This is a genomic window from Pseudomonas sp. HPB0071 (assembly GCF_000478505.2).
Classification (GTDB): Bacteria; Pseudomonadota; Gammaproteobacteria; order Pseudomonadales; family Pseudomonadaceae; genus Chryseomonas; species Chryseomonas luteola.
Genome location: NZ_KI517367.1, coordinates 2598271 through 2622572, shown reverse-complemented (window position 1 = coordinate 2622572; position 24302 = coordinate 2598271). Strand labels below are relative to the sequence as shown.

General features: G+C 58.1%; 20 protein-coding genes and 1 pseudogene. 9 read left to right on the top strand and 12 right to left on the bottom strand.

The annotated features are described in order from the left end of the window. Positions 1-8: 8 nt before the first annotated feature. From ptsP to ilvA, 4 genes and pseudogenes are all read right to left on the bottom strand, one after another. Positions 9-2288 carry a phosphoenolpyruvate--protein phosphotransferase gene (ptsP, locus tag HMPREF1487_RS12345; protein WP_010796985.1) on the bottom strand — a complete coding sequence of 760 codons (2280 nt, stop codon included), beginning with the start codon at positions 2286-2288 and terminating at the stop codon, positions 9-11. 294 nt (positions 2289-2582) lie between these two features. Further along, positions 2583-3056, bottom strand: coding sequence for an RNA pyrophosphohydrolase (locus HMPREF1487_RS12340; RefSeq protein WP_010796984.1), 474 nt, complete (start codon positions 3054-3056; stop codon positions 2583-2585). Between the two features lie 276 nt (positions 3057-3332). Beyond that, positions 3333-4847, bottom strand: a complete 1515-nt coding sequence (locus HMPREF1487_RS12335) for an MFS transporter (protein WP_010796983.1) — start codon at positions 4845-4847, stop codon at positions 3333-3335. Positions 4848-4959: 112 nt separating this feature from the next. Then, positions 4960-6492 (bottom strand): annotated as a pseudogene (gene ilvA, locus HMPREF1487_RS12330) (threonine ammonia-lyase, biosynthetic); the annotation flags it as partial. A 136-nt stretch (positions 6493-6628) separates the two neighbouring features. Here ilvA and rpiA point away from each other — a divergent pair. Both rpiA and HMPREF1487_RS12320 read left to right on the top strand, forming a co-directional pair. Further along, positions 6629-7300, top strand: coding sequence for a ribose-5-phosphate isomerase RpiA (gene rpiA, locus HMPREF1487_RS12325; RefSeq protein ID WP_010796981.1), 672 nt, complete (start codon positions 6629-6631; stop codon positions 7298-7300). Positions 7301-7527: 227 nt separating this feature from the next. Further along, entirely contained in the window at positions 7528-9465 is a 1938-nt protein-coding gene (locus tag HMPREF1487_RS12320) for an autotransporter outer membrane beta-barrel domain-containing protein (protein ID WP_010796980.1), read from the top strand. Between the two features lie 15 nt (positions 9466-9480). On the opposite strand, the gene HMPREF1487_RS12315 is transcribed toward HMPREF1487_RS12320, so the two are convergent. The 4 genes from HMPREF1487_RS12315 to HMPREF1487_RS12300 all read right to left on the bottom strand — a co-directional run bounded on the left by HMPREF1487_RS12315 (position 9481) and on the right by HMPREF1487_RS12300 (position 13658). Further along, a complete protein-coding gene (locus HMPREF1487_RS12315; RefSeq protein ID WP_037030739.1) occupies positions 9481-10398 on the bottom strand; it encodes an SdiA-regulated domain-containing protein in 918 nt (305 codons plus the stop codon). Between the two features lie 84 nt (positions 10399-10482). Next, positions 10483-11382 (bottom strand): SdiA-regulated domain-containing protein, encoded by a 900-nt coding sequence (locus tag HMPREF1487_RS12310; protein WP_010796978.1) that lies wholly within the window; start codon positions 11380-11382, stop codon positions 10483-10485. Positions 11383-11452: 70 nt separating this feature from the next. Then, positions 11453-12118 carry a fumarylacetoacetate hydrolase family protein gene (locus tag HMPREF1487_RS12305; protein WP_010796977.1) on the bottom strand — a complete coding sequence of 222 codons (666 nt, stop codon included), beginning with the start codon at positions 12116-12118 and terminating at the stop codon, positions 11453-11455. Positions 12119-12266: 148 nt separating this feature from the next. Then, on the bottom strand, positions 12267-13658 hold the full coding sequence (locus HMPREF1487_RS12300) for an FAD-binding oxidoreductase (protein ID WP_037029969.1): 1392 nt from the start codon (positions 13656-13658) through the stop codon (positions 12267-12269). A gap of 153 nt (positions 13659-13811) precedes the next feature. On the opposite strand from HMPREF1487_RS12300, the gene serA reads away from it, so the two are divergent. Then, the gene (gene serA / locus HMPREF1487_RS12295) at positions 13812-15041 is read left to right on the top strand and encodes a phosphoglycerate dehydrogenase (RefSeq protein WP_037030737.1); all 1230 of its coding nucleotides are present in this window, start codon (positions 13812-13814) and stop codon (positions 15039-15041) included. 55 nt (positions 15042-15096) lie between these two features. Here serA and HMPREF1487_RS12290 read toward each other — a convergent pair whose 3' ends face one another. Further along, positions 15097-15588 (bottom strand): 2-thiouracil desulfurase family protein, encoded by a 492-nt coding sequence (locus HMPREF1487_RS12290; protein ID WP_010796974.1) that lies wholly within the window; start codon positions 15586-15588, stop codon positions 15097-15099. Then, the gene (locus HMPREF1487_RS12285) at positions 15589-16227 is read right to left on the bottom strand and encodes a 2OG-Fe(II) oxygenase (RefSeq protein WP_010796973.1); all 639 of its coding nucleotides are present in this window, start codon (positions 16225-16227) and stop codon (positions 15589-15591) included. A 215-nt stretch (positions 16228-16442) separates the two neighbouring features. Between HMPREF1487_RS12285 and HMPREF1487_RS12280 the strand changes: the two genes are divergently transcribed. Further along, positions 16443-17174, top strand: coding sequence for a DUF2059 domain-containing protein (locus HMPREF1487_RS12280; protein ID WP_010796972.1), 732 nt, complete (start codon positions 16443-16445; stop codon positions 17172-17174). Between the two features lie 9 nt (positions 17175-17183). Here the strand turns inward: HMPREF1487_RS12280 and HMPREF1487_RS12275 are convergent, their stop codons facing one another. After that, complete coding sequence (locus tag HMPREF1487_RS12275; RefSeq protein WP_010796971.1) at positions 17184-18128, bottom strand: phospholipase BipL; 945 nt, start codon at positions 18126-18128, stop codon at positions 17184-17186. A 114-nt stretch (positions 18129-18242) separates the two neighbouring features. On the opposite strand from HMPREF1487_RS12275, the gene HMPREF1487_RS12270 reads away from it, so the two are divergent. From HMPREF1487_RS12270 to HMPREF1487_RS12250, 5 genes are all read left to right on the top strand, one after another. Then, positions 18243-18812, top strand: a complete 570-nt coding sequence (locus HMPREF1487_RS12270) for a DUF6436 domain-containing protein (protein WP_010796970.1) — start codon at positions 18243-18245, stop codon at positions 18810-18812. Between the two features lie 192 nt (positions 18813-19004). Beyond that, positions 19005-19475, top strand: coding sequence for a MarR family transcriptional regulator (locus HMPREF1487_RS12265; RefSeq protein WP_010796969.1), 471 nt, complete (start codon positions 19005-19007; stop codon positions 19473-19475). Between the two features lie 4 nt (positions 19476-19479). After that, complete coding sequence (locus HMPREF1487_RS12260; protein WP_010796968.1) at positions 19480-20946, top strand: efflux transporter outer membrane subunit; 1467 nt, start codon at positions 19480-19482, stop codon at positions 20944-20946. 10 nt (positions 20947-20956) lie between these two features. After that, the gene (locus HMPREF1487_RS12255) at positions 20957-22156 is read left to right on the top strand and encodes an HlyD/EmrA/EmrK family protein (RefSeq protein WP_010796967.1); all 1200 of its coding nucleotides are present in this window, start codon (positions 20957-20959) and stop codon (positions 22154-22156) included. A gap of 11 nt (positions 22157-22167) precedes the next feature. Beyond that, positions 22168-23697, top strand: coding sequence for a DHA2 family efflux MFS transporter permease subunit (locus HMPREF1487_RS12250; protein WP_010796966.1), 1530 nt, complete (start codon positions 22168-22170; stop codon positions 23695-23697). Positions 23698-23759: 62 nt separating this feature from the next. Here the strand turns inward: HMPREF1487_RS12250 and HMPREF1487_RS12245 are convergent, their stop codons facing one another. After that, a complete protein-coding gene (locus HMPREF1487_RS12245) occupies positions 23760-24146 on the bottom strand; it encodes an MAPEG family protein (protein WP_010796965.1) in 387 nt (128 codons plus the stop codon). Between the last annotated feature and the right edge of the window lie 156 nt (positions 24147-24302).

Genomic DNA, 24302 nt, shown 5'->3' with positions numbered 1-24302 from the left:
GCGTGCTGTCAGCTCTGGACGGTGGAAGCCGGGTTGATGACGCGCCCTAACCCCAGGTTACGCAAGGCCAGATGCAGCGCACTGTGCACCACTTGCGGATTGTCAATCTTGAGCAACTGATCCAGGAGCTCCTTCGCCTTGGACAGGCTCATCTGACGCAGCAACCACTTCACCTTAGGGAGGTTGGTTGCATTCATGGAAAGGGAGTCGTATCCCATGGCCATGAGCAATACCGCTGCGGCCGGATCGCCTGCCATCTCGCCACAGATACTCACCGGAACGTTTTCCGCATGAGCATCCTCCACCACGCTCTTGAGTGCTTGCAGCACGGCTGGATGGAAGTAGTCATACAGGTCAGCCACGCGAGGGTTATTACGATCTACCGCCAGCAGATACTGGGTAAGATCGTTGGAGCCCACCGAGATGAAGTCCACCTCACGGGCCAGATCCCGGGCCTGATAGACCGCCGAAGGCACCTCTACCATCACACCGACAGGCGGCATGGAGATATTGACCCCTTCATCACGCACCTCGCACCAGGCGCGATGCAGGAGATGCTGGGCCTCGTCCAACTCGTGTACCCCCGAGATCATGGGTAGCATGATTCGCAGGTTATCCAGACCTTCACTGGCCTTGAGCATGGCTCGCGCCTGTACCAGGAAGATTTCCGGATGGTCCAGCGTGACACGAATCCCGCGCCATCCCAGGAAGGGGTTGTCTTCCTTGATGGGGAAATAGGACAGGGATTTATCTCCGCCGATATCCAGCATGCGCATGGTGACCGGCTGGGGATGGAACGCCGCCAGTTGCTCCCGGTAGATGGACAGCTGCTCCTTCTCACTGGGGAAGCGGTCGTTGATCATGAACGGGACCTCAGTCCGATACAGCCCCACCCCTTCCGCGCCACGCTGCTGCGCCCGGGCAACATCGGCCAGCAGCCCCGTGTTCACCCAGAGCGGCATACGATGGCCATCCAGGGTTTCGCACGGCAGGCTGCGCAGGGCTTCCAGCCCCTGGGTCAGCTGACGCTCCTCCTCGACCACAGCGCTGTACTGCTTGAGCAGCTGAGGTGAAGGGTTGGTAAAGACTTCGCCGTGATAGCCGTCGACAATCAACGAAATACCATCGACTTTTGAATAAGGCAGGTCTACCGCGCCCATGACGGTGGGAATACCCATCGCGCGTGCCAGGATGGCAACGTGGGAGTTGCCAGAGCCGAGCACGGAAATCATGCCGGCCAGCTTGCCTTCAGGCACCTCGCCCAGCATGGCGGGTGACAGCTCCTCACTGACCAGGATGGTCTGGTCGGGATAGACCAGACATTGTTGCCGTGCCTGCTGCAGATAAGCCAGCAATCGACGGCCAAGGTCCTTTACATCAGCGGCACGCTCGCTCAGATAGGCATCGTCCATCATCTCGAAACGACGAACATGCTCGGTCACAACCTGACGCAGTGCACCCTGTGCCCACTGGCCTCTCTTGATGATCTGAGTAACCTCGTTACCCAATGCCGCGTCGTCGAGCATCATAAGATAGACGTCGAACAGGGCGCGCTCTTCCTTGCGAAGCTGGGTCGACAGACGCTCTGACAGCTGGCGCATATCTTCACGTACAGACTCCAGCGCATGCTGGAACAGGGCCAGCTCTGCCTCGATGTCCGTAACGGTCTTGTCAGGAACGACTTCCAGATCAGCTGGAGGCAGCACGACTACAGCCGTACCCACACCAACACCGGGAGCACCGGGAATACCTACGAAACGAGCCTCCTGGATACCCTTGCCCTGCCGTCCGAGTCCACGAATGGTACCCGTGGCTTCAGCATGTGCGATAACGCCGGCCAATTGGGCGCTCATGGTCACAAGGAAGGCTTCTTCACCTTCGTCGAACTGGCGCCGCTCCTTTTGCTGAACAACCAGAACACCCATCACACGACGATGGTGAATGATTGGCGCCCCCAGGAAAGAGGCATAGCGCTCCTCGCCCGTTTCGGCGAAATAGCGGAAGCGCGGATGACTGGAGGCATCTTCAAGGTTGAGCGGCTCTTCGCGCGTGCCGACCAGGCCGACCAGGCCTTCATTGGGCGCCATGCTGACTCGCCCGATGGAGCGCTTGTTCAGGCCCTCGGTCGACATGAGAACAAATCGATTGGTTTCAGGGTCCAGCAGATAGACCGAGCACACCTGAGTGCCCATGGCCGCCCGAACGCGCTGAACGATGATCGATAACGCTGTTTTGAGATCCTTGGCGCCGTTTACTTCTTGAACGACCTTACGCAGCGTATTCAGCATGCTAGAAGCCCTGGGCTCTGGTGACGTTGGACGACATCCTGGTAAAGGATTTCGAGGCGCGAGCAAATTGAGTTCCGGCCACCGACCTGATAGCCACGATCGATGAAGGTGGACAGCAACGCCTATCTGACAGCGTATTGCCATTCAACGTCACAAATCGTTCATCCAGCATGGCCACAGCATTTCCTCCGTCCACGGCAGGCCCGGCATAACCGGGCGGGCCGGTGAGGCAATGCAAACGGTGCCTCTTCCGTCTTCCATACGTACACGTATGGTACAGGCTTAACATATCGATCAGGCGAGCAGGCGCGGGGCCAACTCCTTGAGGGCTCGACGATACACTTCCCGCTTGAACGTCACCACCTGCCCTAATGGGTACCAGTAGCTGACCCAGCGCCAACCGTCGAACTCCGGCTTGCCTGTCACATCCATGCGTACCCTCTGATCCTCAGACATCAGCCGGAGCAGAAACCATTTCTGCTTTTGACCGATGCACAGGGGCCTACTATGCGTACGCACCATGCGTTGGGGCAAGCGATAACGCAACCAACCCCGCGTACAGGCCAAAATCCGGACATCATCCGGACTCAGCCCCACTTCTTCGTTCAATTCGCGATAAAGCGCTTCTTCCGGCGTTTCACGATCATCGATACCTCCCTGTGGAAACTGCCAGGCGTCCTGGTTGATGCGCCGAGCCCACAGCACTTGGCCAGCGTCATTCGCGAGGATGATGCCGACATTCGGGCGAAAACCATCAGAATCGATCACGGCTGACACCCCTGGAAAGTCAATAGACTTGCATTGTTCCATAAAGCTTGTTGGAGCGGCAACGCAGCTCCCTGCCTGTATTTTTGCCGTCTGTGGCAATACGCTGGCAAGTGCCACTCCTGCCTGCTTGTCCATATGGACATTACATTGGGGTAATCCCGCCGGAGCGCCTGAAAATCCGCGAGCAGTATCCTCAGCCCTTGCTGAACAAAAGCTTACATAGCCAAGCAATCAATGGATTCTGACGGGTAAAGCATGACCCGTTTCCCACTCCTATCAGCGAAAGTGCCGCTGCAGAAGCATGTAGATAGCCAGAATTACACCTACCCAGCCGATCAGGTAGAAATAGTCCAGGAAGCCCAGGATCGCAGCCTGGCGATTGATCAGCGAGGCCATCTGGCTCATGGAGGCATGCCCCATCGCCTCGTTCAGCTGTTCCCTATACTGCTGATAAAGCGGATTGAATGAGGTGATGTGACTGCGCAGGACATTGGCGTGGAACGCATCGCGCCATTGCAGAAAGACGTTGGCCATGACGATTCCCAGCGGCATGACGATCTGCTGCGTCATGTTCTTGATCTGATATGCCTGGCTGAAATAACGCGGAGGAATAGTCATGAAGGTGTACATGATGATCACGGCAAAGGTCGAGATCAGAAACACACCATGCATCATGAGCGCAGGCTGAAGCTGCTGCACAAGCGGCACCTCGCCATTCTGGCTGGACATCCAGAAGCCATAGCCGGCCAGCAGCGAATAGCCGAGCACCAGAAACTTCTTGAAGCCACCCCACGGGAAATACCGCTTGAGCGTGCCAGAGGTAATGGCCATGAGCGGCACTATCCCACACAGCCAGCCGATAGCCATGACCGTTCCAGCAGTGTAGATCGGTACCTGCAGGGCGTTCAGGACATATTGGGGAATAACGTAGTTATAGGCACCGAGCATGAAGTAGTTCAGCATCATGAACAGCATGCCGAGCAGAAAGGCCGGATTGATGGCGTTACGAAAGTCGAGGGTTGGCCGCTCCCGCTGCCGCTCACAAAAGATGAAGACGGCCATGAGGCAGATACCCAGCAGAAAGAGTCCGAGCAGCTCCCAGGTATCGCTGTAGAAATCAAAACTCATCCGCTGGATAGTGGTTTCGACAATGATGCTTCCAACCAGCAGGATAGCCATGGGCAGCAGTGCTGGTCTGGCCGACAACTTTTCGGGTATGACGCGCGAGGGAATGGCCATCCAGATGCACACGGCCATGACCAGACAGACCACCAGCGGCACGGCAAAGATACCGCGCCACTCCTCATGCGCCAGCAGTTGCGCCGTACAAAAAGAAGCCATCGCCGCGCCAAGCGGCACGCCGCTGGCAAAGGCTCGTATGCCTGTGGGGGTTTGCGGCCCGGGGAAGAACATGAGCACCAGCACCCGCGCACCGGCGAAAAAGGTCGCGGCGGCCGCCCCCATGAAGACTCTACCCGTGGCAAAGACCCACAGGTGGTCGCCGGCCAGACAGAGCAGCTGGCCTATGGTATGGACAACTGTCGCCGCCATCATCAGGTGCCGGTACCCCAGATGCTGTACAAACCACTGGTGAGGCGCCGTGAAAAAGATGACCGCGACGCTATAGGCTGCCGTGGCATAGACATAGCTGCGCTGATCAGCACCCAGGCCGCCGGATACATAGCGGTTGGCCAGCGCGATGGAGAGGCTGTCGAGAAAATAGACGGTGACCATCAGCGTGATGCTGAGCATCAGCAGGCCACGGTGATGTGGAAACGTAGGTGAAGACATTCCGACTCGGTTCGATGACTGGTATCAGCTGGCCAGTAAACGTGGCCAGCCTTTCATCGAACACGGCCCGGGCGCTTGGTTCCCTACCAGACGCCCGCCGCCACCCTAAGCGTTAACTCAGAAACAGTTTATACGCAGGGTTATTGGTCTCATCCCAATAGCGATAACCGATCTCTGCCAGCGCTTCGGGCACACGGTGCCGCTCCTCCTCCGGAACCTCAAGCGCCGCCAATACGCGGCCATCAGCCGAGCCGTGATTGCGATAGTGGAACATGGTGATATTCCACCGCCCACCCAGGCGATTGAGGAAGTTGAACAATGCGCCAGGCCGCTCGGGAAACTCGAAACGGAAGACCTGCTCGGTATCCACATGGGCCGCATGTCCACCTACAGTGTGCCGTATGTGCAGCTTGGCCAGCTCATTGTCGGTCAGATCCAATACGGGAAACCCTTGCTCACGCAGGCTTTCGATGAGCTTGCCGCGTGGATCGGTTTCCGGATGAGTCTGTACGCCGACAAAGATATGGGCTTCCCTATCCGTGTTATAGCGATAGTTGAATTCGGTGATCTGGCGCTTGCCCAGTGCCTCGCAGAACGCTTTGAAACTGCCGGGACGCTCAGGAATGGTCACGGCGATGATAGCCTCACGCTGTTCCCCCAGCTCGGCACGCTCTGCCACGTGACGCAGGCGGTCGAAGTTGACGTTGGCACCCGAGTCGATGGCTACCAGGGTCTCCCCTTTTACGCCGCGGGTAGCGACATACTTCTTGATCCCCGCCACGCCTAGGGCACCAGCCGGCTCGGTGATGGAGCGCGTATCGTCGTAGATGTCCTTGATAGCTGCGCAGATCTCATCGGAGCTGACGGTAATCACGTCATCCACATAGTGTCGGCAGATCTCGAAGGTGTGATGACCGATCTGCCCGACCGCTACGCCATCGGCAAAGATACCCACTTGACTCAGCACCACCCGGTCACCTGCCTGCAAGGCGGCCTGGAGGCAATTGGAGTCGTCTGGTTCAACACCAATAATCTTAATGTCAGGACGCAGGTACTTGACGTAGGCGGCGATCCCCGCGATCAGCCCTCCACCGCCTACCGGCACGAAAATGGCGTCCAGCTGACCTGGTTGCTGGCGCAGGATTTCCATGGCGACAGTACCCTGCCCGGCAATCGTATCCGGATCATCGTACGGGTGAATAAAGGTGTATCCCTTTTCCTCTACCAGTTTCAGCGCATGAGCCAGCGCCTCAGGAAAGGCATCGCCGTGCAGGACAGCCTTGGCACCACGGGCACGTACCGCCTTGATCTTGATTTCTGGCGTCGTCTTAGGCATGACGATAACGGCCTTGATACCCAGCTTCTGTGCAGCTAAGGCCAGGCCTTGGGCATGGTTGCCGGCGGATGCCGCGATCACGCCGCGAGCCTTTTCCTCGTCAGTGAGCTGGGCCACCTTGTTGTAGGCGCCCCGGATCTTAAACGAGAAGACGGGCTGTAGGTCTTCGCGCTTGAGCAGAATCCGGTTACCCAGACGCTCCGACAGGCTATGCGCAGGGTGCAGAGGTGTTTCAACGGCCACATCATAGACGGGCGAGGTCAGCATTTTCTTGACGTACTGTTCGAGCATCGACTTTTCTCGGCAGGGCTTTTGCGGGGAACAGTCAGTCTACTGCGCAAGCAGCACGACAAGCCACCCACAATGCGTCAACCACCCTGTTCACCGCTGATAGGGTCAGCCCGGCTATAATCGAACCTCTACTTCTCCTTTGCCGGAATCGATCATGAACCAGGATCAGCTCAAGCAAGCCGTGGCGCAGGCCGCGGTGGACTATATTCTCCCGCACCTCTCGCGTGACAGCGTCATTGGGGTCGGCACCGGCTCTACCGCCAACTTCTTCATCGACCTGCTGGCCCAACACAAAATGGAATTCGACGGCGCAGTAGCCAGCTCCGAGGCAACGGCCGAGCGACTCAAGAAACATGGCATTCCGGTGTATGACCTCAATGGCGTCAACTATCTTGAGTTCTACATCGATGGCGCCGACGAGGCCAACGAGCACCTGCAACTGATCAAAGGGGGCGGTGCAGCATTGACGCGTGAAAAAATCGTAGCGGCCGTGGCACAGACCTTTATCTGCATTGCCGACGGCAGTAAACGCGTAGATGTGCTGGGCGAGTTTCCGCTCCCTGTCGAGGTCATCCCCATGGCACGCAGCTACGTAGCCCGCGAGTTGGTCAAGCTGGGCGGCGATCCGGTCTACCGTGAAGGTGTTAAAACCGACAACGGCAACGTGATCCTGGACGTGCATAACATGCATATCCTTGACCCGATCGATCTGGAGTCCAAGATCAATAACATCGTCGGCGTAGTCACGGTTGGCCTGTTTGCGGCTCGCTCGGCGGATGTCCTGCTGCTGGGAACCGCCGAAGGCGTTCAGACGCTCAAGCGTTAAGCACCTACGTCCCACGACGAGACACGCACTTCAGGCTGTGCACGATCACAGTGCACAGCCTGCCCGGCATTTTTTCCATCCCCATCTATAGTTACGCCCAGGCAGCGCTGTCAGTCTGCCAGGCGTCGCCTGCCTGTCCGCTTTTCAAGTCGGCACGCTATCTGCTCCATGCAGCTCCGCACTACCCATAACTACAACACAACAAACCATAACAATGAGGATCGCTTGTGCATTCCTTTTCCAAACTAGCGCTTGCAGTCGGCTGTATCTTGATAGGGGGTACCGCGGGTGCCTATGACTTTGGTGAATACGCCGACGAGACACTGGACGTTCTGATTAATGAGTATCCGGGTCGTTATCGAGGCACTACGAGTTTTGAGGGCGCCTCGGCCTGGATGCAGCAGCGTATAGGTAACAACGCCACTCTCCAGTCCTTCACCTGGAACGGAAACCGGAACTCACAGAACGTAGTGGCTCAGCTGGCAGGCACCAGCGGCAACACCCTTGTACTAGGAGCACACTTTGATACCTACTTTGGCCGCCCGACACTCCAAGGCCTGGATGACAACGGTTCCGGTGCCGCCGTCCTTACGGAGATCACGCGCAACCTCAGCGGGATCGCGCTGGAAAATGGTATCAATGTGGTTGCCTTCGGAGCTGAAGAGGAAGGCCTGCGCGGCTCACGCGCCTATGTAGCCGGCTTGAGCGATAGCGAGCGGGCCAGCCTGCTGGGCATGATCAACCTCGACAGCCTGATCACGGGCGACCTGATGTATGCCCATGCCGGTGCCAACAGCGTCGATAATCCCGCCCTGGCGTCCATACGCGAGCAGACGCTTCGTATCGCACAGGAACTGGGGATCGATCTGCGCACGAATCCCGGACTGAATTCGGAATACCCTGCCGGCACCGGCTGTTGCAGTGATGCAGCAAGCTTCGAGGCGCTCGGTATTCCGGTGCTGTTCGTCGAAGCGACCAACTGGGAAATCGGCGAGTTGGACGGCTATGAGCAGACCACCAATCCAGCCATTCCTGGCGGCGCCACCTGGCATACACCATCACTGGACAACGAGACGGTGCTGACCGGCGCCTTGGGTGCAGAGCGCATCCAGCAGCGTCTTCGTGATTATTCACGCCTGCTGACGCGTCTCCTGCTAGAGCTGACAAATGCCGACCTGCTCGCTTCCACCGCCTCCAGCGGTGCGCTGGCACGGGCCATGGAGGACAACCTGCGCAGCCAGCATGAAACCCTTACTCGGCTGCATGACCGCCGTTGGCTGGGCCTTCAGCTCGCACCACTTGCACTCAACCAATTCAGTGGCAGCGTGGGAATCGAGGGCGAGTACCAGCCTGAGCATGGGTTTGATGTAGATCCGAGCCAGCGCTCCAAGCGGGCCACCGCCTATGCCATTGGCGATTATCGGGCCAGTGAATGGCTGACCGTAGGCGGTAGCCTGAGCATTCAGCGTGGCAAGGATGACCTGGAGCATTCTGGCAAGGTTCGTAACGAGACATGGCAGGCCGGGCTGTATGGTCTGGTCAGCAACGGCGGGCCGCTTTGGGCTGCAGGTGAGCTGAGCGCGGGTCACACCCGCTTCGATACGGATCGCTCCGTGTTCCTTCAGGCCAGTGGCGGGCCGGTTCTCCTGAACCAGACGTTATCTGGCGATACCAGGGCCCGCTTCTTCGGTGCTCGCCTGACTGGGGGCTACGACATGACGGTCGGTCAGCTGCGAACCGGTCCTCAGCTGGGACTGGACTATACCCGTTACCACATCGATAGCTTCGATGAAGACGACAGCCGCCGGACCGCCATGTCATTTGATGATCAGACCTATGACTCCATTCAGGCAAGCCTGGGTTGGCGGGTCTATGGCGATCTCCCCATGAGCCGTGGCATGGCCCTACAACCCTATGCTCATGTCGCCTGGGTCGAAGAACTGGGTGATGGCCGCAAGAGTCGGCTGGATGTTATCAGCCGTGGAGATGGTCGGCTGCGTACGGCAGCGCTGGATTCGGTAGACAAGCACTTTGCCCGCGCTCAGATCGGGGCTCAGTGGGCGATCACACCGGAGATTGGCGTCTATGCCGAGGTCAACAGTCGCCTGGGCCATTCCGAGGGTAGCCAGACCGGATACAGCTTGGGTGCCCAGTGGCGGTTCTGATCCGTATAACGCAGTTTAGTTACGCTTGAATCGATAAAAGAGGTTCGGTTCGCTCACGATATACAGCGTGCCCTGGTCGTCCATGGCCAGGCCCTCGGCCTGCGGCACGCTTTTCGTCAGACCCTGCCGCCCGGCATCGAGCGGCAGGGTGCTCAAGGGCTTCCCCTCGCTATCCAGCTCAATGACCAGCCTCGACTCATCCGAGAGCGCCAGCAGGTGATTCGTGCTGGCACTAAAGTGGAGGCTCGACAGATCGTCGACAAACAGGCCCCTGTCACGCAGCACATTGGACCTGATTGTAATATTGGCCGGTGCGCCGGGCTCAGGGTCGGCAAAACCATCGATCTCGTAGATCTGCACAGGGTCCTTTTCTTTAGCTACATAGAGCCGCTTGTGTCGACTGTCATAGGCGAGCCCTTCGAAACCCCGATTGTCGAACGCAGCCAATTCCAGAGAGAGACGCGTCTGATTGCGAGGGTCATTCGCATCGATGACGCTCGTTGTGTCATCAACATGAATCTGAACCAACCGTTGCCGGCCCTCTTCTGCCACGACGAAAACGCCCGGGCGAATGTACTCAATCGCCTCGGGGTCATCGAATCCCTGCATAGGGATTTGCCGAAGAATTTCACCGTCGAGTGATAGCTCGATGAAATGGGATGACTTGTTGGTTAGGCTCGCAAGCGTGCCCCGGCTCGGGTCATAGGTCAGTGCCGACAAATCCGCGTGCCCTGGCACAGGCTTGGCCTCGATATCGACATGATAATCAGGAAGCCAAACCGAGACCTCACGGCGCTCATCGGCATGCCAGTGCTGCTGAACGCCATACCAGAGACGCGCCAGGAGCGGGGTCTGCTGGCTGGCTATGGTTGCGATGAGCACTGCCATCAGCAGGCCAGCCAGAGGAATGCGGTAAGGATAGATACGCTGCATGGGTAGGCCCGTTGCCGTCGAGGGATCAATCATCCGGGCGACCTGCATGCCCGCGCTCGACGACAAGCCTACGGATATTTTATGTCAGTCAGATTTCCGGAAGACATAGAACAGGTTAGGCTCGCTCACGATGTAAACGGTTCCTTCTTCATCAATCGCAACACCTTCAGCCTGAGGGATATTTTTACTGAGTCCATTGAGCCCCCCGATCAGGCTGATGAAACTGACCGGCTTTCCGCTTTCGTCCAGTTCAAGCAACAGGTGCGACTCATCCGAGAGCACCAGTGTATGGCCGGTACGGGGATCAACGCTTAGCGCAGAATAATCATTCATCAGGTCGGGCTGATCGGGAAGATCCGTCATCTCACCCAGGATCTGATCACCATCGCTGGACAGGCTGAACAGTGCTGCAGGATCTCGCTCCTTGCTGAGCAGTAGACGTTGCTGTCGTGCATCCCAGGCAACGCCTTCGAACCCCTTGTTGCCGGCATCGGCAAAGCCCAGGTCGAAAAACTGGAAATCTGCGGGCTGCAGCTGGCGGGTCTCGGGGGTCAGATTGAACAGGGCCAGCGTACGCTGACGCTCATCGACAATACCCATGCGATTTCCATCCAGGACCACTAGGCCCTCAGGGTTGGAAAGCCCGGTTATGGGAATCTGCCTGAGAATATCACCGCTCAGGTTGGTTTCCACCAGCAAAGGCTCCTTGCCCATGACAATGAACAGGGTGCCGGTCGCCGGGTTATAGGCGATGTCCGATGCCTCGGCCTTTTCCATGCCGGGCAAGGGCTTGGCCTGAATGACCGCGGTATAGCCCGGAAGCCAGATATTGTCCGCATGCTGGTTGGCAGGCGTGTTACGTTCCTGCCACCAGAGCCAGGCACGCTGGTCCCAGTGAAACAGGTATGTGAGCGTGGCGGCGACGACCAGCACGAAGCCGGCCAGCCACCATTTGAGGGATCGACGTTGTAATACTTTTGGCATGACGACGGTTTCGACTGCTTAGCGGTTTGGATCCGTCGCCTGATGCTTCCGGATTACTCAAGGGTGGATGTTAGAGAACACGACTCGTGAAGCGGCCTTTGCCAGGCAACTCCAGGACCAGTTCCTCACCTTTGTTCAACGCGCCGACTCCCTTGGGCGTACCGGTCAGTACCACATCGCCGGGTTGCAGGGAGAAGTGTGTGCACAGGTGCTGGATCAACGGGATGATCGGGTTGAGCATGTCACGGCTGTTACCGTCCTGGCGTACCTCGCCATTGATGGTGAGGCGAACATCGATATCAGCCAGATCGCTGTAGGCATCACCCGGCACGAAAGGCGCCAGGACACAGGCGCCGTCGAACCCCTTGGCGATTTCCCAGGGATAACCCTTTTCCTTCAAGCGGGCTTGCACATCACGCAAGGTCAGGTCCAGCGCCGGCGCGAAACCCGAAATGGCATCCCGGACCTCTTCTTCGCTTGGCGTGCGTGACAGGGGCTTGCCGATCAATACGGCGATTTCCGCCTCGTAATGCACCGTACCGCGGTCTTCAGGAATACTGAAGCCACCTTCAATCGGCACGACCGAACTGGCCGGTTTGATAAAGATGAGCGGCTCGGTGGGTACAGGGTTGTTCAGTTCCTTGGCATGCTCAGCATAGTTGCGGCCAATACAGACCACCTTGCCCAGCGGGAAGTGGATCTTCGTACCATCGACGTACTGGTGTTGGTAGCTCATGGTGAACCGACTCCGAAAGAGGAAAAGTCCCGTTTAATCCTTTATAACCAAAAGCTTGGCCGCATTACCAAGGCAGGCGGCCAAGCATAACGACACGAACCTGAACGTTAGCGGAACGGTCGGTTTATCGCCTGATCCTCAAGGGCTATCAGGCGATGACCTTGCCCGGATTCATGATGTTATTGGGGTCGAAGACTGCCTTGACAGCCTTCATGTAGGCGATTTCGGCTTCTGAGCGGGAATAGGTCAGGTAATCCCGCTTGGTCATGCCCACGCCATGCTCAGCCGAAATGGAGCCGTTGTATTTCGCAACGGTCTCGAATACCCACTTGTTCACGACCTTGCACTTGTCAAAGAACTCATCCTTGGAGAGATCATCAGGCTTGAGAATGTTCAGGTGCAGGTTGCCGTCACCGATGTGACCGAACCAGATGATCTCGAAATCCGGATAGTGCTCGCCCACGATGCCATCAATCTCACGCAGGAAGGACGGCACGTTCGAAACCGTTACGGAAATGTCGTTCTTGTAGGGTGTCCAGTAGGAAATCGTCTCGGAGATGTCTTCTCGCAGACGCCACAGGTTTTGCAGCTGCTGATCGCTCTGGCTCATGACGCCATCGAGTACCCAGCCTTCATTGACACAGTGCTCGAAGGTAGCCAGAGCCTGATCGGCGCGCTCGTCCGTTGTTGCTTCAAACTCCAGCAGTGCATAGAACGGGCAGCGGGTATCGAACGGCGCAGGCACGTCACCACGGGCCAGGACCTTGTCCATGGCCTTGTCGGAAAAGAACTCGAAGGCCGTCAGGTCCAGCTTGTCCTGGAAGGCATGCAGTACCGGCATGATCGAATCAAAATCCGGCGTACCCAGTACCAAGGCGGTCAGATTAGTTGGCTGACGCTCCAGCCGCATCGTAGCCTCGACCACGAAACCCAGCGTGCCTTCGGCACCAATGAAAAGATGACGGAAATCATAGCCGGTCGCGTTTTTCATCAGGCCCTTGTTCAGCTCGAGCAGCTCGCCCGTACCGGTCACGACCTTGAGGCCGGCTACCCAGTTACGGGTCATGCCGTAGCGGATCACCTTGATGCCACCCGCATTGGTACCGATGTTGCCACCCAGCTGACTGGAACCGGCCGAGGCAAAGTCGACGGGGTAATAGAGACCTTTGTCTTCAGCAAAGGCCTGCAACTGCTCGGTGATCACGCCCGGCTGGCAGACCACGGTACGATCGAATGTGTTGAAGTCGAGAATCCGGTTCATGTAATCGAATGCCACGACGACTTCGCCATTAGCTGCGACCGCTGCCGCCGAAAGACCGGTACGGCCACCAGAAGGCACCAGGGCCACCCGATGTTCATTGGCCCATCGCACGATCGCCTGCACCTCTTCTATCGTCTTGGGAAAGACAATGGCAGACGGTGCCGGGGCAAAGTGCTTGGTCCAGTCCTTGCCGTAAGACTCCAGCGAGGCCGCATCCGTGAGCACCTTTCCGGGCTCGACCAGGGTTTTCAGCGATTCGATCAAAGCAGCGTCAATCATGTTGAAACTCTCGTGGCATTCATGGTCGTCCTGAGAACCGCTCAGGTCGTATCCGGGCAAGGAAAAGGGAGAACATGCTAGCATATGCCTACCCTTCGGCGACGCCAGCCGGCAGCCGATTCACACTTCCTCGGGACTACGGGTTCAACGCAGATGAGCAAGACCTCACTCGACAAGAGCAAGATCAGATTTCTTCTTCTCGAAGGCGTACACCAATCGGCAGTAGACACGCTGAAAGCGGCTGGCTACTCCAACATCGAGTACATCTCCAAAGCGCTGCCCGAGGCTGAGCTTAAAGAGAAGATCGCCGATGCGCACTTTGTGGGCATTCGCTCCCGTACTCAACTGACCGAAGAAGTGTTCGACTGCGCCAAGAAGCTGATCGCCGTTGGCTGCTTCTGCATCGGTACCAACCAGGTGGACCTGAACGCCGCCCGTGAACGCGGTATCGTCGTGTTCAATGCGCCCTACTCCAATACCCGTTCGGTCGCTGAACTGGTATTGGCTGAAGCCATTCTGCTGCTGCGTGGCATTCCTGCCAAGAACGCTTCCTGCCACCGTGGCGGCTGGCTCAAGAGCGCCAACAATTCCTTTGAGATTCGCGGTAAGAAGCTGGGCATCATCGGCTACGGTTCCATCGGTACGCAGCTGTCCGTCCTGGCCGAAGGCCTGGGTATGCAGGTCTACTTCTACGATGTAGTTACCAAGCTGCCGCTGGGTAATGCACAACAGGTTGCTTCCATCACCGAGCTGCTCGGCATGGCCGACATCGTAACGCTTCACGTACCGGAAACGCCCTCGACCAAACTGATGATTGGCGAACGTGAAATCCGCGCCATGAAAAAAGGCAGCATCCTGCTTAACGCTGCACGTGGCACTGTAGTTGATCTTGAAGCGCTGGCAGCAGCCATCAAAGACGAACATCTGTTGGGTGCTGCCATCGACGTGTTCCCAGTCGAGCCGCGCTCCAACAATGACGAGTTCGTCAGTCCGCTACGCGGCCTGGACAATGTCATCCTGACCCCGCATGTAGGCGGCTCCACCATGGAAGCCCAGGCCAACATCGGTCTGGAAGTGGCCGAGAAGCTGGTGAAGTACAGCGACAACGGTACGTCCGTGTCTTCCGTCAACTTCCCGGAAGTGGCGTTGCCCTCCCATCCGGGCAAACATCGTCTGCTGCACATTCACCAGAATGTGCCGGGCGTACTGTCTGAGATCAACCGTGTGCTGTCCGAAAACGGCATCAACATTTCCGGTCAGTACCTGCAAACGGACGAAAAAGTCGGTTATGTGGTAGTCGACGTAGATGCCGCCTACTCTGACATGGCTCAGGAGAAGCTGCAGAACGTCAAGGGCACCATTCGCTGCCGCGTGTTATTCTAAGCGTTCATCCAACAAAAAGGAGGCTTTGGCCTCCTTTTTGTTTTGTACATGAATACTATTTCGCTTCGAGCGCCTGCAGGTAGGCTACAGCCTCGTTCAGCTCGCTTTCATTGAAGACCTTTACACCGGCACGCCGCAAGGCTGCAGCTGTTACGCCCTCACCCGGGACTCGGTGTCCGGAAAAGGTGCCATCGTAATTCTCATGATTGCCGCACGAGGGGCTACGCGCCTTGAGCACCGCCATCTGGATACGATGCTGCCTGACCAGCTCAACAGCCTGACAGGCTCCAGCTAGAAATTCCGCACTGACGTCCTCACCGGTATCGGTCATCACGGGCTGGTAGCCGTCCAGTACGGCAGCGCCTTGTCCGCCAGGGATTTCAGCCGGCGGCCGAGGTGTAGGCAGGCCACCAGCAACCTCTGGACACACGGCGACGACACGTCCTTCCGCCAGCCAGGAACTCAACTGATCATAGGGGCCATGAGCGCCCCCGTCATAGCGGACCCGGTGGCCCAGCAGGCAGCGGCTGATCAGTATCTTTTCCATTTACAAAACGTTTTCCAGTACGTTTTCACCCCGCCGGCGAAACCAGCCCGTTAATGACATACGCTCACGCGTCGCAGGCAGGACTTCATGGGGCAAATCGCCAGACATGAAGCAGACCAGGCTGCCACCAGCAGGCAATACATCGCGGGTCTGTCCGTCAGGCAGGTGCATGCGCAGTGCGCCCCCATGCTCGGGCAGCCACGCCTCATTCAGGTACAACACCAGAGACACCATACGCCTGTCGTCATCCTTGAAGCGATCCAGGTGAGTGGCATAAAAAGCCCCTGGCGGATACATTGCAAAATGGCTTTCATAGTCTTCGAGACCCATGAAGAGGCTCTGATTGAAGGCCAGCCGGAGCGCATCCATAAGCGCCAGATAGCGGGCAATAGCAGGCGAAGACTCATCGCCCTCTAACCAGGCAATCTGATCACCACGGACACCTTCGCGAATGACCTGGCTGTCGCCACGCCCGATAGCGGCTGGAGCCAACAGTCCGTGCTGCGCACGTTTGTGGCACTCTTGCGCCAGCGCACGGGTCAGATCATCGGGTAGAAACACCGTCTGATGGGACCAGCCGACATCGGCCAGATCATCGACGATACGCTGCAACAAGGGATGATCAGGGCGAATGGGCATATCGAATTCCTGCGAGACATCGCAACGAGATAACCAGCATAGACAAGAGCGGCTGGCGGCGTCGGCATTGTAATAAGTCGTCAACGCTTCTGCTCAAATTTATACGCTCCGACGAATCGGCCCTTTCCAACCTCGACAGCAACGTGATACCTACCCAGAATACTGTCTTTTTTCTGGCATGCTGCAGCTCAAGGCATGCCCTTGCAGGAGAGTTCATGCGCGTTTTTATTGCTGGTCTGCTACTCGCCATCGGTCTTCCCGCGCTGGCCGATAATTATCAAACCCTTTACCAGACCGCGGGCTGGCCCGAACAGCGCAGCCACTTCCGCGATGCGCTGCAAGCGGCACAGCAGCGCTACCAGAACAGCCTACCGCCAGCGTTGTACCAGACGCTGGTGGATAACAGTAACCGCCGCTTCTCGGCCGATGCCATCGATCAGCGTGCCATTAATCAGCTGCGCCAGTCGCTGCCGGAGACCAATCCTGCCTTGCAGTTTTTCCAATCGCCTGTAGGCCAGAAGGTCGTCGCGGCGGAGGTCAGCGCCACCCGTAGCGATCAGATCGCCCGCAGCTCGGGTGGCCTGCCCACGATCCAGGCCAGCGCAGCCCGTCAGACACAGATCAAACGAATCGCGGCCGTGATTCCAGCTCGTGAAGCCGGCGCGGAAGTCAGCATGGCGTTGGCAGGTCTGGCGGCTGACAGCCTGAGCCAGATGCTCCCTGGCCTGATAGGTCAGGCTCAGGGCATGATCGGCCAGCAACGCGAGCGCATCATGCAGCAGATGAACAATGGCGACTTGGAAAACACGTTGCTCTACGTTTATCGCACCCTTTCCGACACCGAGCTGACCCAGTTTGCCGACTTTGCCAGCTCGCCTGAGGGCCATCGCTATTACCAGGCCGCCCTGGCCGCGCTGCGAGCAGGCCTTGGCTCAGGCAGCAACTAAACCCTTCCTCTACGTCAGCCGCTCCCTTAGAAAATCAAAGTAGCGCTGGCGTAACGCTTCGGTTTCGTTGACCAGATGGTGCCGCGCTTCAGGCAGGCGCAGCACCTCTGGCTTGTCGAACTTCTGTTCCAGCACCTGCAGATTGTGTCGCCAATCCACAGTGAAGTCCTGCTCACCCTGGATGATGATGGGCCGATGCAGACTGGGCGAAGCCTTTTCAATACGTGGAATCCAGCGGGCTAACGCTCCTACCCAGCGACTGGGCAGCTCGCGCGGTTGCAGCAGATCATGATGCTGTAGAAAGGTAAGAAACGCTTCGTCACCGGAGTTGGCCGAAAACCGCCTGGGCAATGCTCGGACAAAGGGACCAACCAGCCGGTAGGTCAGATGTGACATCTTCCAGCTGCAGGGGCGAACCAGCGGCGCCAGCAGAATCGCTTCGCCTATCTCCGCACCGGGCTGCCCGTTCAACAGATGGTCCAGTACGATCGCACCTCCCGTGCTCTGCCCCAGCATATGCCAGGGTTGCGGCAGATCAAGGCGTCTGGCCTGATCGAGCAGAGCCTTTAATACCGCTTGATACTCGGCAAAATCATCGATACTTGCGCGCGGACCGCTGGATAACCCGTGCCCCGGCAGGTCGCAAGACAGCACGGCGAAATTCATCGACAGCGCCCAGTCGATCGCATGGCGATACAACCCCATGTGGTCGTAATAGCCATGGAGCACCAGAAGCGTGGCCCGCGGCTGGTCATGCCACCACCCTTGCACGGCGATCTCGTAATCAGCCACGCGCATGCAGCCCAGGCGAGCCTGAACGCCTGGGTGCTGCTGGCTCATGTCGAGTCCATAAAAGGACTGATACGCCAGGATAGCCGGGCCAGACTCGCCAGGATCGAGGGACAGCTCCGCCAATAGCGGTCGCAGTTGTTCTGGATGAAACGGCGTGGTCATGGTCGTCACACTAAAAAGAGAGGCCTGCCCATGTAAAGCTTGGACACTTAATCATGTTCTGCTTCACGCCCTGGCGTGGCAAGCTATGTCTTCTTTTGCATTAACAGTCACGCCATGCCCTCTCGTCGATTCACTATTCTGCTCTGCCTATTCACCATCCTTGTCATTGCTGGTTCGGGTGCTGCCTACTGGTGGTTCGAGCTGCGCTATCTACGGTCGTTTGCCGAGCAGACCGCCTTTTTTGATGGCAGTCATCTACAACTCCCGCCCGAGCTTGCGGGCCCGGGACCGATCCGGCTGGTGCACTTCTGGGACCCGGACTGCCCATGCAACGAAGGCAACCAGGCGCACCTGCGTAACCTGACGGCGCGCTTTGGTGATCGGGGCGTCGAGTTCTACAGCGTGCAGAAACCAGGGAGCGAAGGAAAGCTGCCGTCCATGCTGGATGGACGTCTGAAGGCCCTATCGACGATTCCTGGAGCCGATACGCTGCCCGCCAGCCCAGCCGTGGCCATCTGGGATAATGCTGGCAAGCTGGCTTATGTCGGCCCCTATAGCGAGGGCATGATCTGTACAGCTGGTAACAGCTTTATCGAGCCTATTCTCGAAGCGCTCGTGTCAGGGCGCAGCGTACGGTCGACCAATACCTTGTCGGTAGGCTGCTATTGCAACTGGCAGGGCTGACCCTTTTCTAGTAACGCCAAAGGCCGGGCATCGCATCGACTGCCCGGCCTTTTCGTTTTCACTGTTCTTCCTCTCAGGCACTTCTAATCATTGTTGCGCTCTTAGCAACAGAGACTTTTGCAAAATGTTGCTAAACAGATAGCTGCCTAGGCAGTATTCTACTCAGACTTAGCTGCCTGGGCAGATACTGCCATGACACGTTTCAAACCAGATAATTTTTCGCTGCGTTACTCGCTCGGCCATCTGATCCACTTGGTCAATTCGCTCAAGGATCGCTTGCTGGACAAGCACCTTGTCACTTATGACATCACGGCTGCCCAGTTCAAGGTGTTGCTGATGCTGGCACGCAATACGGCGGATACGCCTGCAGAGCTGTGCCGTTGCCTGTCCCTCGACAGTGGCGCCATGACCCGCATGATCGACCGGCTGGAAAGCAAAGACCTGATTGCTCGGGTGCGCAGCACCACCGATAGACGGCAGGTTCGCCTCGAGCTCACCGAGCAAGGCCACAGCTTGAGCAAACGGATCCCGCAGATTGCAGCTGACGCCATGAACGACCTGACCGGCGAGCTGACCCATTCCGAGATCGATGAGCTGGAGCGCCTGCTCAAGAAGATATTGGTTCCGGCCGGCCTGGTCCCGGCCAATGAAGGAGAACAATAACGCCATGTGCCTTAAATACCCTCTCTCAGCCCTGGCCATTGCCTTGGTGCTGTCGGGTTGCGCGTCACCTACAGGCCTGCATACAGACGGCCGGGCGCTTGACGCAGCGAGCCTGCACAGCGAGCAGACCGTTGCGGGTTCTGCCCTGTCACCGGCTGCCTGGCCGAAAAGCGACTGGTGGAACACCTTGGGAGATCGCCAACTCGACAGCCTCATCCGTGAAGCGCTGCAATCGAGCCCGGACCTCCAAGTGGCCGATGCCCGCTCCCGCCAGGCCAATGCAGCAGTGATTGCTGCAAACGCCGATCGCCAGCCGACGCTCGATGGCAACGCCTCGATAACCCGCTCCCGGCTGTCACGTCGCGATGATCCGACCGGCCAGGGCGGGCGCTATAGCACGCTGCGCGAGCTATCCGTTAATGGCAGTTATACCTTCGACCTCTGGGGTGGCCAACGTGCCGCCTGGGAAGCCGCTTTGGGCCGCGCCCGCGCCAGCGAGGTAGACCGCAAGGCCGCTGAGCTGACCGTGGCCGCCAACGTTACACGCGCCTACAACCAATTAGGCCAGGCTTACGTCATGCTCGACCTGGCCGAACAAGACCTCAAGCGTACCCGCGGCATGCTCGATCTTGCCCAGCGGCGTGTCTCGGCGGGCCTGGACAGTGAGTTCCAGCTGCAACAGACCCAGAGCCTGGAGGCCGCCTCGGAGGCGCAGCTCACTGCTGCCAAGCAGTCTGTAGAAAGTGCGCAGATCCGTCTGGCCGTCCTGTTGGGTAAAGGTCCTGACCGGGGTGCCAGCATTGGTCGTCCACAACTGATTGCTCCGAAGACAATCGCCCTGCCCAGTCAGCTGCCCGCCGAGCTGATCGGTCGTCGTCCCGACCTGGTAGCCGCACGCTGGCGTGTGGAGGCCGCTTCGCAGGACATTGATTCAAGCCGGACCAATTTCTATCCAAACCTCAACCTGGTCGCCGCGGCCGGTACCGATGCCCTGCTGGGCGACGCCCTGTTTGGAGCACCCAGCCGCTTCTTCAATATCGGTCCTGCCCTCTCGCTGCCGATCTTTGACGGTGGTCGCCGCCGGGCCGACCTGGCCAGCCGCAACGCCGATTACGACCTGGCTGTCGCCCAGTACAACCAGACGCTGGTCAATGCCCTTGGTGATATCGGCGACAGCATTTCCCGGCTGCGCTCGCTGAATCAGCAGATTCAGGAACAGCAGCGTGCCCGCGACATTGCTCAGGCGTCTTTCGACATCGCGATGCAGCGTTACGGCGCCGGTATCGGCAGTTATCTCGATGCGCTGAGTGTCGAGCAACAACTGCTTCAGGCAGACCGCCAACTGGCCAGCCTCGCGACGGAGCGTATTGATACCTCCGTCCTGCTGATGCAGGCGCTAGGTGGTGGCTTTGAACCCTCTTCTGACACACCGGCTCTGCAACCGGGCCCACGTGTAACTTCGGATCGCTGAGACGTAAGACATGGCTGAATCAAACGCACAAACCGCCACTAACGAGAACAGCAAGCCTAAATCCGGCAAGCGCAAGTTCTTTCTTTTGCTCCTGCTTCTGCTCGTCATCCTGGGAGCAGTGGGCGCTTACTTCTATCACACACTCTATGGCCGCTTTCATGAGGGCACCGATGATGCCTATGTGAGCGGCAACGTTGTCCAGATCATGCCGCAGGTGACCGGTACGGTTGTCAGCATTACCGCTGACGATGGTGACTTGGTGCATGAGGGTCAGGTCCTGGTGAAGTTCGACCCGAGCGACACCGAGGTCGCGCTGCAGAGCGCTGAGGCCAATCTGGCCAAGACGGTTCGTCAGGTCCGCGGCCTGTACAGCAACGTGGACAGCTACAAGGCTCAGGTAGCTTCACGCAAGGTCGAACTGGAACGTGCACGATCTGACTACAAGCGTCGTCAGGATCTGGCACGCGGCGGTGCGATCTCGCAGGAAGAACTGTCCCACGCCCGTGATACGCTGAACGCAGCCGAAAATGCACTGACCAGCGCCGAGCAACAACTCAGTACCAGCCGTGCACTGGTAGACGATACGGTGATCGCGTCCCATCCCGATGTGAAAGCCGCCGCCGCCCAGCTGCGTCAGGCCTATCTGAACAATGCCCGCAGCACCATCATCGCACCGGTGACAGGCTATGTAGCCCAGCGCTCGGTCCAGGTTGGCAGCCGCGTACAGCCGGGTACAGCGCTGATGGCCGTGGTGCCACTGGATCAGATCTGGATCGACGCCAACTTCAAGGAAACCCAGCTCAGCGACATGCGTATCGGTCAACCGGTTGAAATTCATTCCGACCTGTACGGTGAGGATGTGAAGTATCACGGTACGGTAGAGAGCCTGGGGGTCGGCACCGGCAGCGCGTTCTCCTTGCTGCCCGCCCAGAATGCCAGCGGCAACTGGATCAAGATCGTGCAGCGCCTACCTGTGCGGATTCGCCTGGATCAGGATACGCTGGAAAAGCACCCGCTGCGCATTGGCCTGTCGATGAACGTCGACGTCGACCTGCATGATCTGGACGGCCCGGTACTGGCACAGAAGCCGCTGGCCCAGCCCCGTTATGCTACCGACGTCTATACCCGCCAGCTGGAGGATGCCGATCGCCTGATCGAGCGTCTGATCCACGAGAACGGCCCGGCCTCCCGTGATGTAGCCAAGCGCTAATCGGAGATCACATGAGCGATTCTGCATTCCGCCCGGCGAGCCTGGTGCTCGCCACGGTCGGCCTGTCGCTGGCCACCTTCATGCAGGTGCTGGATACCACCATTGCCAACGTGGCCCTGACCACGATTTCAGGCAATCTGGGCGTAAGCTCCGAGCAGGGTACATGGGTCATCACATCGTTTGCTGTCAGCAACGCGATTGCCCTGCCCCTGACCGGCTGGATGGCACGTCGCTTCGGTGAGGTAAAGCTGTTCCTTGCTGCGGTGGTGCTATTTGTTATCACTTCGTTCCTGTGTGGCATCGCGCAATCGATGCCACAACTGGTATTTTTCCGGGCGCTGCAAGGGTTCGTGGCCGGGCCGCTATATCCCATGGCCCAGACGCTGCTGCTATCAATCTTTCCGGCTGCCAAGCGAGGGATGGCCCTGGCGCTCCTGGCCATGGTCACGGTGGTGGCTCCCATCATCGGCCCGATTGCCGGTGGCTGGATCACGGATAACTACACCTGGCCCTGGATTTTCTTTATCAACGTTCCCATCGGTATCTTTGCCACCCTGGTGGTTTGGGCACAGCTGGGCAAAAAGCCGGAGCAGATCATTCGGCAGCCGATCGACTATGTGGGCCTGACGCTTCTGGTAATCGGTGTCGGTGCGCTGCAGGTTGTACTGGATAAAGGCAATGACCTGGACTGGTTCGAATCAAACTTCATTGTCATTGGCAGCTTGATTGCCGTCATCGCGTTGATAGCCTGTGTAATCTGGGAGCTGACCGACAAGCATCCCATCGTGAACCTGAGGCTGTTCAAATACCGTAACTTCACATTCGGAACGCTGGCCCTGGTACTGGGCTATTCAGGCTTCTTTGGCATCAACCTGCTTCTGCCCCAATGGCTGCAAACTCAGTTGGGTTATACGCCGGTCTGGGCGGGTCTTGCCGCTGCGCCAATGGGATTTTTGCCTGTGTTTCTGTCGCCGCTGGTTGGCCGGTTCGCCCATAAGACAGACCTGCGCCTGCTTGCAGGGGGTTCCTTCCTGGTGATCGGTGCCTCGTGCTTCATGCGTGCCACGTTCAATACTGAGGTTGATTATCGCCATATCGCTGAAGTGCAAATGTTCATGGGGCTGGGAATTGCGCTGTTTTTCATGCCTACAACCAGCATTCTGTTGTCCAGCCTGCCGCCTAAAGACATTGCGGACGGCTCCGGGCTTGCGACATTTTTACGGGTACTGGGCGGTAGTTTCGCGTCGTCACTGACGACCTGGATCTGGGCACGCCGCGCCACGTTCCACCATGCTCAGCTGACCGAGCAGGTAACGGTGTACGACCCAGCGACACGGGACTACATTTCGATGCTGGGGGGCCCTTCTCACGCCACGTACGCCCAGCTCGATCGCGTGGTCGAAAGTCAGGCCTATATGCTGTCCACCATTGATTATTTCACGCTGCTCGGCTGGATGTTCATGGGACTGTTCCTGATCATCTGGCTGGCCAAGCCACCTTTCGGCGCCAAGGGCCCCGCTCCTGCAGGCGGCGATCACTGACCAAAAGGCCGGCATGGAAACATGCCGGCCTTTTGTTTTGGCGATTGATCAGTCGACGCAAATCAGACCGCAGCGAAGAAAAGAAAAACAATACACAGCATGCCGAGGGCCCATACCTTGGAGCGCTGGGTTGCACGGTCCTTGATATACAGCCAGGTATAAATGATACGGCTGACCACGAACAGGAGCGCCAGGAAATTGATCGTTCCCTGAGCCGCACCTCCGGTGACATGCGCCACGATCACGGCAGCGGCAAACAGCGGTGTAATTTCAAACGCATTCTGCTGCGCTGCGTTGGCACGCGCCTGGGGCCCTTCCAGCTTGGCAAGGAAATCACGTGGATGCCGGTTGTTGTCCGGCGTAAAGCCACTGCCGGTAAATTTTGCGTACGCCGCGGCGCCATAGGGAATGAGGTAGGCGAATAGGATGCACCAGTAGCCGAACGTCATGGGAATTCCTTGAATTGGCAGACCTGATAGTGACCTGTTTATAAGCCAAAGGTTAAGGCTTTTCCAGACTCTGCACGCTTGATATCCGCTTTCCAGCGAGACGGACATATCAACAAGATGATCCAGGCACCCTCATGGCCTTGGCTACCGTTGTGA

Bases quoted from the DNA above. Each gene is read 5' to 3' on its own strand.
- HMPREF1487_RS12270 (WP_010796970.1), top strand. From the start codon at position 18,243: ATGCCCTCTCGTCGATTCACTATTCTGCTCTGCCTATTCACCATCCTT.
- rpiA (WP_010796981.1), top strand. From the start codon at position 6,629: ATGAACCAGGATCAGCTCAAGCAAGCCGTGGCGCAGGCCGCGGTGGAC.
- ptsP (WP_010796985.1), bottom strand. From the start codon at position 2,288: ATGCTGAATACGCTGCGTAAGGTCGTTCAAGAAGTAAACGGCGCCAAG.
- HMPREF1487_RS12305 (WP_010796977.1), bottom strand. From the start codon at position 12,118: ATGAGCTACCAACACCAGTACGTCGATGGTACGAAGATCCACTTCCCG.
- HMPREF1487_RS12310 (WP_010796978.1), bottom strand. From the start codon at position 11,382: ATGCCAAAAGTATTACAACGTCGATCCCTCAAATGGTGGCTGGCCGGC.
- HMPREF1487_RS12245 (WP_010796965.1), bottom strand. From the start codon at position 24,146: ATGACGTTCGGCTACTGGTGCATCCTATTCGCCTACCTCATTCCCTAT.
- HMPREF1487_RS12265 (WP_010796969.1), top strand. From the start codon at position 19,005: ATGACACGTTTCAAACCAGATAATTTTTCGCTGCGTTACTCGCTCGGC.
- serA (WP_037030737.1), top strand. From the start codon at position 13,812: ATGAGCAAGACCTCACTCGACAAGAGCAAGATCAGATTTCTTCTTCTC.
- HMPREF1487_RS12275 (WP_010796971.1), bottom strand. From the start codon at position 18,128: ATGACCACGCCGTTTCATCCAGAACAACTGCGACCGCTATTGGCGGAG.
- HMPREF1487_RS12285 (WP_010796973.1), bottom strand. From the start codon at position 16,227: ATGCCCATTCGCCCTGATCATCCCTTGTTGCAGCGTATCGTCGATGAT.
- HMPREF1487_RS12280 (WP_010796972.1), top strand. From the start codon at position 16,443: ATGCGCGTTTTTATTGCTGGTCTGCTACTCGCCATCGGTCTTCCCGCG.
- HMPREF1487_RS12250 (WP_010796966.1), top strand. From the start codon at position 22,168: ATGAGCGATTCTGCATTCCGCCCGGCGAGCCTGGTGCTCGCCACGGTC.
- HMPREF1487_RS12300 (WP_037029969.1), bottom strand. From the start codon at position 13,658: ATGATTGACGCTGCTTTGATCGAATCGCTGAAAACCCTGGTCGAGCCC.
- HMPREF1487_RS12315 (WP_037030739.1), bottom strand. From the start codon at position 10,398: ATGCAGCGTATCTATCCTTACCGCATTCCTCTGGCTGGCCTGCTGATG.
- HMPREF1487_RS12335 (WP_010796983.1), bottom strand. From the start codon at position 4,847: ATGTCTTCACCTACGTTTCCACATCACCGTGGCCTGCTGATGCTCAGC.
- HMPREF1487_RS12260 (WP_010796968.1), top strand. From the start codon at position 19,480: ATGTGCCTTAAATACCCTCTCTCAGCCCTGGCCATTGCCTTGGTGCTG.
- HMPREF1487_RS12255 (WP_010796967.1), top strand. From the start codon at position 20,957: ATGGCTGAATCAAACGCACAAACCGCCACTAACGAGAACAGCAAGCCT.
- HMPREF1487_RS12290 (WP_010796974.1), bottom strand. From the start codon at position 15,588: ATGGAAAAGATACTGATCAGCCGCTGCCTGCTGGGCCACCGGGTCCGC.